Genomic DNA, 9,149 nt, shown 5'->3' on the forward strand with positions numbered 1-9,149 from the left:
CATTGACGCTTCCTTGCTACGGCAAAAAAGTGTCAAGCTATTTCAGGACGGGTCAACAAAAACAAAAAGGCCAGTCCCGGAGGGCTGGCCTTTTCTGAATCTGGTGGGTTGTGAGTGGCTCGAACACTCGACCTACGGATTAAGAGTCCGCGTTTCCATGTTTTCTGTAGATTGATCGTGTTTTATAAGTATATATAAAACAATGTATTGCGTTGTAAGTGCTCTTGTTGAGGGTTGCTCTTGTTCCCCCGGAGTTGTCCGTTATTGTAACCCCAGCGTTACCCCGTAGTATGATTGCTCACGCATTCGACCGGGGACGAAACGATGACCGCCACGCTGAACTTCACCAAGACTGCTCTTGAAGCGCTACCCCTTCCCGCCGCCGGGGCCAGGGTCGAGTACCAGGACTCGAAGACACCTGGACTCAGGCTGCGCGTAACGTCGTCAGGCGTTAAGACGTTCTGCATTTTCAAGCGAACCAAGGGCGGACAGCCGGAGCGGATCACCCTCGGCCGCTTCCCGGAACTCACGGTCGAGCTTGCCCGCAAGGAGGCCGCGAAGGTACTCGCGACGATTGCGTCAGGGGCCAACCCAGCAGAAACGAAGCGAGCATTAAGGGCAGAACACACCTTCGGGGATCTGTTCCAGCAGTACATGGAGCGTCACGCCCGACCGCGTAAGGCCACCGCGAATGAAGACGAACAGCGCTACACCCAGTACCTCTTGAAGCCCTTGGGTTCAAAGCGACTCTCTCAGGTCACGCGCCAGCAGATAGCTACAATCCATTCCGACATCACTCGCGATGGGCATCCGGCGGTGGCAAACCGGGTGCTGGCCCTGGTGTCGTCTGTCTTCGGGCGCGGCGTGGAGTGGGGTATCACGCAGGTCAACCCCGCCTTGGGTATTCGGCGCAACCCTGAGAAGAGCAGAGATCGCTTCCTTCAGACCGACGAGCTACCAAGATTTTTTGCCGCCCTTGAAGAAGAGACGAACCCGATGCTCCGTGACTTCTTCCTCGTCGCCCTTCTTACCGGCGCAAGGCGTGCCAACGTCCTGGCCATGCGGTGGGACGAAGTCAGCCTTTCGGAAGGCGTTTGGAGAGTCCCCAACACGAAGAACAACACACCGCAGAACGTCCCCCTGACGGGCGAAGTGCTACGAATCCTCAAGGAACGTAAAGCCAACTCAACGGCATCGGAAGCCGAATTTGTCTTTCCGGGCACAGGCAAGACCGGACATCTGGTCGAGCCGCGAAAGGGCTGGGAGCGCGTGCTTGAGCGCGCTGGACTCCAGAACCTGCGAATCCACGACCTTCGCCGCACACTGGGTAGTTGGCAGGCGAAAACGGGCGCATCGCTCACGGTGATCGGCAAGAGCCTGAACCACAAGAGCCACCTCACCACGACAATTTATGCACGCTTGGACATGGACCCTGTGCGGGATTCGGTCGAGAAAGCGACGGAAGCCATGCTCCAGGCGGGGAAGAAAGCGGCCAAGTAAGCCCCCGAGTGGGCTTTGTCCCTCACTCCCTCTCGGCCAGTATCCATACGCTGCGGTATCCTTGGCGGGCTTTAGACTCGCAACGCATATCGGTCTTCTCATGGATCACACAGCGCACAACAAGATCGTCAGTTTCATCTGGTCCATCGCGGACGACTGCCTCAGGGATGTCTTCGTGCGCGGCAAGTACCGCGACGTCATCCTCCCGATGTTCATCCTTCGCCGCTTGGACTGTGGGTTAGAGCCTAGCAAGGAAGCGAACCTCCTAGAGCACCGCTTCCAGCGTAGAGACGCCGAGATGACTGATCTAGGACCTCATTGCTCAGGCGTTCTGCACGACTTGACCGAGATGTGCGTCTTCTACGAGATCATCTTCAGCCCCCAAAGAGCGCAAAACCCAGGATGAGCTCACTCACAGCGCCCAAAGGACGAAACCCTGTCCATCCGCACCTTGGCGAACATCAAGCAACTACCGCGGATGAGTGCAGAAAAGGACGCCGCTCCATCGCATCAATGATGGAAGTATTGGCCCTGAACAACGCGCACAAGCATGGCTCGAAGGTGGACGAGCGGTCCACGGAAATGAAAAAGGGACGCGATGGAGCTCATTGACAACATCAGTCGCCTTCTCGGTGACGACCTGAAGCAAACCCTCAAGCCCGGAGCGCGATTGAAGATCGCCGCCTCCTGTTTTTCGATGTATGCGTTTGAGGCACTGAAGTCCGAACTGGAGAAGATAGAGGAGCTGAATTTCATCTTCACCTCACCCACTTTCGTCGCCGATGAAGTGACCGACAAGATCCGCAAAGAACGCCGGGAATTCCACATCCCCAAGGTCGATCGAGAGCGAAGCCTGTACGGCAGTGAGTTTGAAATTCAGTTGCGTAACAAACTTACCCAGCGTGCGATTGCCAAGGAGTGCGCCGACTGGATGCGTCGCAAGGCCCGGTTCAAGAGCAACCGGACGAAGGCTCCCATGCAGCAATTCGCATGCGTGCAGTCTAAGGCTGGCGGCAGCGACAACACTGCCTACATGCCGCTGCATGGCTTTACGGCCGTCGATCTGGGATACCAGCAAGGCAACGCAGTGTCGAACCTCGTGAACAAGATGAACGAGCCGACTTTTGCCGCAACCTACCTTAGCCTGTTCGACCAGATCTGGAACAACCCCGAAAGGTTGGAGGATGTAACGCAGCAGATCTGCGATCACATCGCCTCTGTCTATCAGGAGAATTCACCCGAGAGCATCTACTTCCTGATGCTCTACAACATCTTCAGCGAGTTCCTCGACGACATTGACGAGGACGTACTGCCCAACGATCGCACGGGCTACCAGGACACACAGATCTGGCAGAAGCTATTCAATTACCAGAAGGATGCGGCCACCGGCATCATCAACAAGCTCGAAACCTACAGCGGCTGCATCCTGGCCGACAGCGTGGGCTTGGGCAAGACCTTCACGGCGCTGGCGGTGATCAAGTATTACGAACTGCGCAACCGTTCAGTGTTGGTTCTTTGCCCGAAGAAGCTCGCGGATAACTGGCTCAACTACAACCGCAACCTGAAGACGAACATCTTCGCCAAGGATCGGTTCAGCTACGACGTGCTGTGCCATACCGATCTGAGTCGCACCAGCGGTGAATCGTTTGGCACACCGCTCAACCGCATCAACTGGGGCAACTACGACCTCGTGGTCATCGATGAGTCGCACAACTTCCGCAACAACGATGCCTACAAGGACAAGGAGACGAGATACCAGAAGCTGATGAACAAGGTCATCCGGGAAGGCGTCAAGACCAAAGTGCTGATGCTCTCGGCCACCCCGGTTAACAACCGCTTCAACGATCTGCGCAACCAGTTGGCCTTGGCCTACGAAGGCGAATCGGAAAACCTCAGCAGACTGCTTAAAACCAGCAAGAGCGTGGAGGATATCTTCCGAGGCGCACAGGCCGCCTTCACCGTATGGTCAAAGCTGCCGCCAGAGGAGCGCACAGCCCGCGCCATTCTGGACTCACTGGATTTTGATTTTTTCGAACTGCTGGACAGCGTGACCATCGCACGCTCACGAAGGCACATCCAGACCTTCTACGACACGAAGGACATCGGCCAATTCCCCGAGCGCCGCAAGCCGCTTTCCTTCCATTGCCCGCTTACCCAGCGCTCGGACGTGTTGGGTTTCAACGAGATTTTCGAGCAGCTTTCACTGCTGAAGCTCTGCGTCTATACGCCAGCAGCCTACATCCTTCAAAGCCGGGTCAGGAAGTACATCGACCTTTACAACGCCCAGTCGGGCGACAAGAAGGAAAACCTCAGCCTGTACGGTCGCGAGAAGGGCCTGCAGGCACTGATGACCACAAACCTGCTCAAGCGCCTGGAAAGCTCGATCGAATCGTTCCGGCTGACCTTGCGATCCCTGCTTGGCAATCACGCCAACACGCTGGCAACCATCCGCAGCTTCAATGAAGGTGGAGGTGTCGCCGCTGGTTCTTCTGAGGTGGCCGACCTCTCCGAAGTCCTGGAAAACCTGGACGCCGAGGATGACGATCTGTCGATCCTGAACGGTGGGGAGATTGGTGGCAAGGTCAAGATCAGCCTGGCCGACATGGACTTGCCCTCCTGGGAGCATGATCTGAGCGTTGATCTGCAGATCATCGATGACCTGCTGGCCTCGATGGACAAGATCACCCCCGAGGACGACGCAAAACTGCAGCACCTGAAAGCGCAGGTGCTCGACAAGATCGCCAGCCCGATCAACCCCGGCAACAAGAAAATCATAATCTTTACGGCTTTCGCCGACACCGCCGATTACCTCTACGCCAACCTTGCGCCGGAGCTGCTGGCGCAACGGCAACTCCACAGTGCCAAAGTCACGGGAAGCGGCGCCCCCAAGTCCACGCTCAAGAAGAGCTACGACTTCCAGGAACTTTTGACGCTTTTCTCGCCACGCTCGAAAGAGAAAGCGCTTGTTCTCCCACAAGAGCCCGCAGAGATCGACTTGTTGGTCGGTACGGACTGCATATCCGAAGGCCAGAACCTTCAGGACTGCGACTACCTGATCAATTACGACATCCACTGGAACCCGGTCCGCATCATTCAGCGCTTCGGGCGTGTAGACCGCATTGGCTCGCCCAATGCCAGCATCCAGTTGGTGAACTACTGGCCCGACATCTCGCTCGACGAATACATCAATCTGAAAGAGCGGGTTGAGAACCGGATGATGATTGCCGACGTGACGGCGACCGGCGACGACAACGTGCTCTCCGCACAGGCCAACGATGTCACCTACCGCAAAGAACAGCTGCGCCGCCTTCAGGAGGAGGTGATCGAGCTGGAAGACCTAAAGACCGGCGTGTCGATCACCGATCTGGGGCTCAACGACTTCCGCATGGATTTGCTCAACTACGTGAAGACACATGGCGAACCCAGCCATGTGCCGAACGGCATGCACGCCGTCGTACCCGCGAACCCTGCCTTGGGTCTGGAGCCGGGAGTGATCTTTACCTTGCGCAACCGCAACCCCGAGGTCAACGTCAATCAGCACAACCGGCTGCACCCGTACTACCTCGTCTACATCGGGTGCGACGGCACTGTCATCAACGATCACACAGAAGTCAAGCGCCTGCTGGACCTCGTGCGCAGCGGCTGCAAGGGTCACGCAGAACCCATTCCCATCACCTGCCAATCCTTCAATAAGGAAACGAGCGATGGAAGGAATATGGAAAGCTACTCTGAGCTGTTGAGCAAGGCCATCAGCTCGATGATCGCGGTGAAGGAAGAGAAGGACCTGGACAGCCTCTTCAGCGGCGGCAAGACCACCGCCCTGACCAATACCATCGGCGGCCTGGATGACTTCGAACTCATCACCTTCCTTGTGATTCAGGAGGCTGCATGAGCGAATCTCCAGCCCCGCATCCGGCGCTGATCAACTACCCCAGGCAAGCCACGTTCGGGCGCGTACTGCCCAAGAACAAAATTTACGAGCACAGCGGGGCCAACACACGCCTGAAGGATCTGTTCGTAGAGCAGATCGAACAGATTGTGTGGCAGTACAAGCTTGCGCCAGAAACCATCAACCTCCCCGCCAGGCCCGGCGTGCCGGAACTACAGGTTTTTCGCATCGTGCTGAAAACGGGCGAACTATCCGTGGATGCACTGAAGTGCATCGACGGTGCCGTGCAGTTTCCCATCGTCTTTGAGCTGGAGTACGGGGGAAAGATCAAGGTCATCGCTGCCCACAAGCGGCCCAGCGAGGCGGATGCCAGCAGATGGGTGCTCGGCGACTATTTTTCGACGGCTTGGATACCTGCCAACAACCCGCGCGGTGATATGCCCGTGGTGCTGGACCTGGCAGGGCTCTACGAGGCCTTGCTACAAAGGCTGATTCCGCTGCCCCTCCGTGACCACGAAAGCTTTACCGCCTTGGTCGAACGCCTGGAGGGCGTGAAGGCCAAACAGCGCGAAATCGAGAAGGTACGCGCAAGGCTGGCGAAGGAAAAGCAATTTAATCGCAAAGTAGAGATCAACGCCATTTTGCGACAGCTGAACAACGAACTTCAGGAGCTTACCGTATGAGCGATGCGATCGTTCCACAGCTTACCGCCCGCTTTGACGAACTCAGTCAGCGCCTGCCGGATGAAGGCATCGAGTTCTGGTTTGCGCGCGACCTCATGGATGCTTTGGGTTATGCCCGCTGGGAGAACTTCATCACCGCCATCAGGCGAGCGATTGAATCTTGCAAATCAACGGGTTATGAAGAATATGACCATTTTCGTGGCGTCACGAAAATGGTCAGGCTCGGCAGCGGCGCAGAGCGGCCGGTGGACGATTTCATGCTGACCCGCTACGCCTGCTACCTCGTCGCCCAGAACGGTGATCCGCGCAAGCAGGCCATCGCCTTCGCCCAGAGCTATTTCGCCGTGCAGACGCGCAAGCAGGAGCTGATCGAAGACCGCATGCGCCTGCAGGCGAGGCTGGAAGCGCGTGACCGCTTACGTGAGTCGGAGAAAACCCTCTCGCAAAACATCTACGAGCGAGGCGTCGACGACGCCGGATTTGGCCGAATCCGTGCACAAGGCGATTCAGCCTTGTTCGGCGGCAACACCACGCAAATGATGAAGAACAAATACGGCATTGTGCAGACACGCCCCCTGGCGGATTTTCTGCCCACGCTCACCATTGCGGCCAAGAACCTGGCCACGGAAATGACCAATCACAACGTCATGCAGGCTGACTTGCAGGGTGAGCGCGCCATTACCCGTGAGCATGTACAGAATAACCAGAGCGTACGCGACATGCTCGGTCAACGCGGCATCAAGCCCGAGCAACTACCCGCAGAAGAAGACATCAAAAAGCTGGAGCGGCGAGTGAAGTCGGACGAAAAGAAAATCGAAAAACAATCCGGCAAACTGCCAAAACCGGTTCAAGAGAATTGATATGGAAAAACTGAAAATGCATTCGCCTGATCTGACGCAGGACAACATCGCTCGCCTTCGTGAGCTGTTTCCCGGTTGCGTGACCGAGGCAAAATCCGAAGACGGAAGCGTGAAGTTGGCCGTGGATTTTGATCAGCTGCGACAAGAGCTATCGGGATCAGTCGTTGAAGGGCCGCAGGAACGCTACCACCTGAATTGGCCGGGAAAGCGCGAGGCGCTGCTGACAGCTAATGCGCCGATTGCCAAGACACTGCGCCCTTGCCGCCATGAAAGTGTGGACTTTGATACAACGAGGAACCTGTTCATCGAGGGCGACAATCTCGATGCGCTGAAGCTGCTGCAGGAAACATACCTTGGCAAGGTCAAAATTATTTATATTGACCCGCCATACAACACTGGAAGCGACTTCATTTACTCGGACAACTTTGTGGTCGATCCTGAGACACACAAACTCCGCTCTGGCGAGAAAGATGAAGCAGCACAAAGGTTAATTGCAAATACAGATGCAAACGGCAGATTTCACTCGGATTGGCTGTCCATGATGATGCCGAGACTCAAGTTGGCGCGAAATCTCTTGCGAGACGATGGGGTTTTATTTGTCTCAATTCACGATGTTGAACTTGCAAGCCTAAAGAAATTATGTGAGGAGATCTTCGGGGCCGAGAACTTTGTTGGACAGGTTACATGGAAAGCGCGGGTTAAGCCTGTAAATATTGGCGAAGCGAAATACCGCCCTCAAAAAGAAGTCGAGTATGTCCTGATGTACCAGAAGAGTTATGTTCCTAGAACGTTCTTTCCGCTGTTCACAGGTGGTGAACGCTCTTATCCACATGAAATTGATGGTAGAAAATATCGTTTAACCACAATCCTAAAATCGAATCGCGGCGCCAATTTCCGATCAACCATGTCATTTTCTTTGGGCGATTACTCTCCCCCGGAGGGCCAGCGCTGGCAAGCTGGTGAGGACGTCATTCATCAGCTTAATAACGACGGATATATCGAGTTTCGTGATGGGACTCCTTTTAGACGCTATTTTGAAGATGAAGAGGGAGCCGAGCATGATCCCTTTTATTGCTTCATGGAGGTTGATTGGTCGTCCACCTCTGAAGCGGGAAAAAGCCAACTAAACGAAATTCTGGGGAATCAACATGGCTTTGATACGGTAAAACCTGTCCGACTGATAAAAACCCTTATTCAAGCCTGCACCTCGCGACAGGATAACCACTTAGTGATGGATTTCTTTGGGGGCTCTGGCACAACTGCGCATGCTGTGATGCAGCTAAATTCAGAGGACGGCGGAAATCGGGAGTTCATGGTGGTTCAAGTATCTGAACCCTCAATAACCAAGTCTGGCATCGCAAAATACGAAACGATTGCCGAACTATGCAAAGAGCGCATTCGTAGATCGGGGGCTGCTGTTCTAGCTAGCGATACGCATGATGGGTGGGGAAGAGACATCGGTTTCCGTGTTCTCAAAATAGCCTCATCCAACATGGCAGACATTTACTACGCGCCGGACTCCTTGGACAAGGCTAACGTCGATCTCTTCGTGGATAACATCAAGCCCGACCGAACGGCCGAAGACCTTCTTTTCCAAGTAATGCTGGACTGGGGTGTCGATCTAGCATTGCCCATCGCCAAACAAGCCATCCAAGGGAAAGAAGTCTTCTGCGTCGATGGCAGCGCTCTAATTGCCTGCTTCGATGCCCATGGCGGCATCGATGAAGGCTTCGTCAAGGAGCTGACGAAATATCAACCGCTGCGCGTGGTTTTCCGAGATGCGGGCTTCAAGGACAGTGCCGTCAAGATCAACGTCGAACAGATTTTCAAGTCGCTCTCGCCCTCCACCGAAGTGAAATGCATCTGAGGGGGGGGGCGATGAAACTGAAATTCAAGACGCAGCCCTACCAAACCGCTGCCGTGCAGGCAGTGGTGGATTGCTTCAAGGGACAAACACCGCAGCATGGCGGGGTTCGCTACCGCCTGGACCCCGGTGTGAAGAAGGTGACATCGGTGAGCCCTCAATCTGCTCTCGATCTCGAAGTGGAAGCAGTTGCCGACCAGGAGGCCGCATTTCGCAACGCGGATATGACTTTGTCCGAGACAGCACTGCTGGACAACATCCAGCAGGTGCAGCGCTTGCAGAACCTGCCGGTATCAGCTGAGGGCACCTCGAATAACCCGAGGTTTTCAGTCACTCCCACCGCGCAACGATGA

At 55.4% G+C, this 9,149-nt stretch carries 7 protein-coding genes; all 7 read left to right on the top strand.

Annotated features, from left to right (window positions below):
* The first annotated feature begins 324 nt into the window (after positions 1-324).
* The 7 genes from Q0672_RS19440 (at position 325) to Q0672_RS19470 (ending at position 9,149) form a co-directional block, all read left to right on the top strand.
* Entirely contained in the window at positions 325-1,500 is a 1,176-nt protein-coding gene (locus Q0672_RS19440) for a site-specific integrase (RefSeq protein WP_298624909.1), read from the top strand.
* A gap of 100 nt (positions 1,501-1,600) precedes the next feature.
* The gene (locus Q0672_RS19445) at positions 1,601-1,906 is read left to right on the top strand and encodes a type I restriction-modification system subunit M N-terminal domain-containing protein (RefSeq protein ID WP_284186807.1); all 306 of its coding nucleotides are present in this window, start codon (positions 1,601-1,603) and stop codon (positions 1,904-1,906) included.
* Positions 1,907-2,098: 192 nt separating this feature from the next.
* Complete coding sequence (locus Q0672_RS19450; RefSeq protein WP_298624912.1) at positions 2,099-5,392, top strand: helicase-related protein; 3,294 nt, start codon at positions 2,099-2,101, stop codon at positions 5,390-5,392.
* A complete protein-coding gene (locus Q0672_RS19455) occupies positions 5,389-6,072 on the top strand; it encodes a DUF4391 domain-containing protein (RefSeq protein WP_298624914.1) in 684 nt (227 codons plus the stop codon). The genes Q0672_RS19450 and Q0672_RS19455 overlap by 4 nt, the downstream gene beginning before the upstream one ends.
* Positions 6,069-6,932 (top strand): DNA damage-inducible protein D, encoded by an 864-nt coding sequence (gene dinD, locus Q0672_RS19460; protein ID WP_298624916.1) that lies wholly within the window; start codon positions 6,069-6,071, stop codon positions 6,930-6,932. The genes Q0672_RS19455 and dinD overlap by 4 nt, the downstream gene beginning before the upstream one ends.
* Before the next feature lies 1 nt (position 6,933).
* Complete coding sequence (locus Q0672_RS19465; RefSeq protein ID WP_298624918.1) at positions 6,934-8,799, top strand: site-specific DNA-methyltransferase; 1,866 nt, start codon at positions 6,934-6,936, stop codon at positions 8,797-8,799.
* Between the two features lie 11 nt (positions 8,800-8,810).
* Positions 8,811-9,149, top strand: a complete 339-nt coding sequence (locus Q0672_RS19470; RefSeq protein ID WP_298624920.1) for a hypothetical protein — start codon at positions 8,811-8,813, stop codon at positions 9,147-9,149.

This window comes from uncultured Zoogloea sp., from assembly GCF_937894855.1.
Classification (GTDB): Bacteria; Pseudomonadota; Gammaproteobacteria; order Burkholderiales; family Rhodocyclaceae; genus Zoogloea; species Zoogloea oryzae.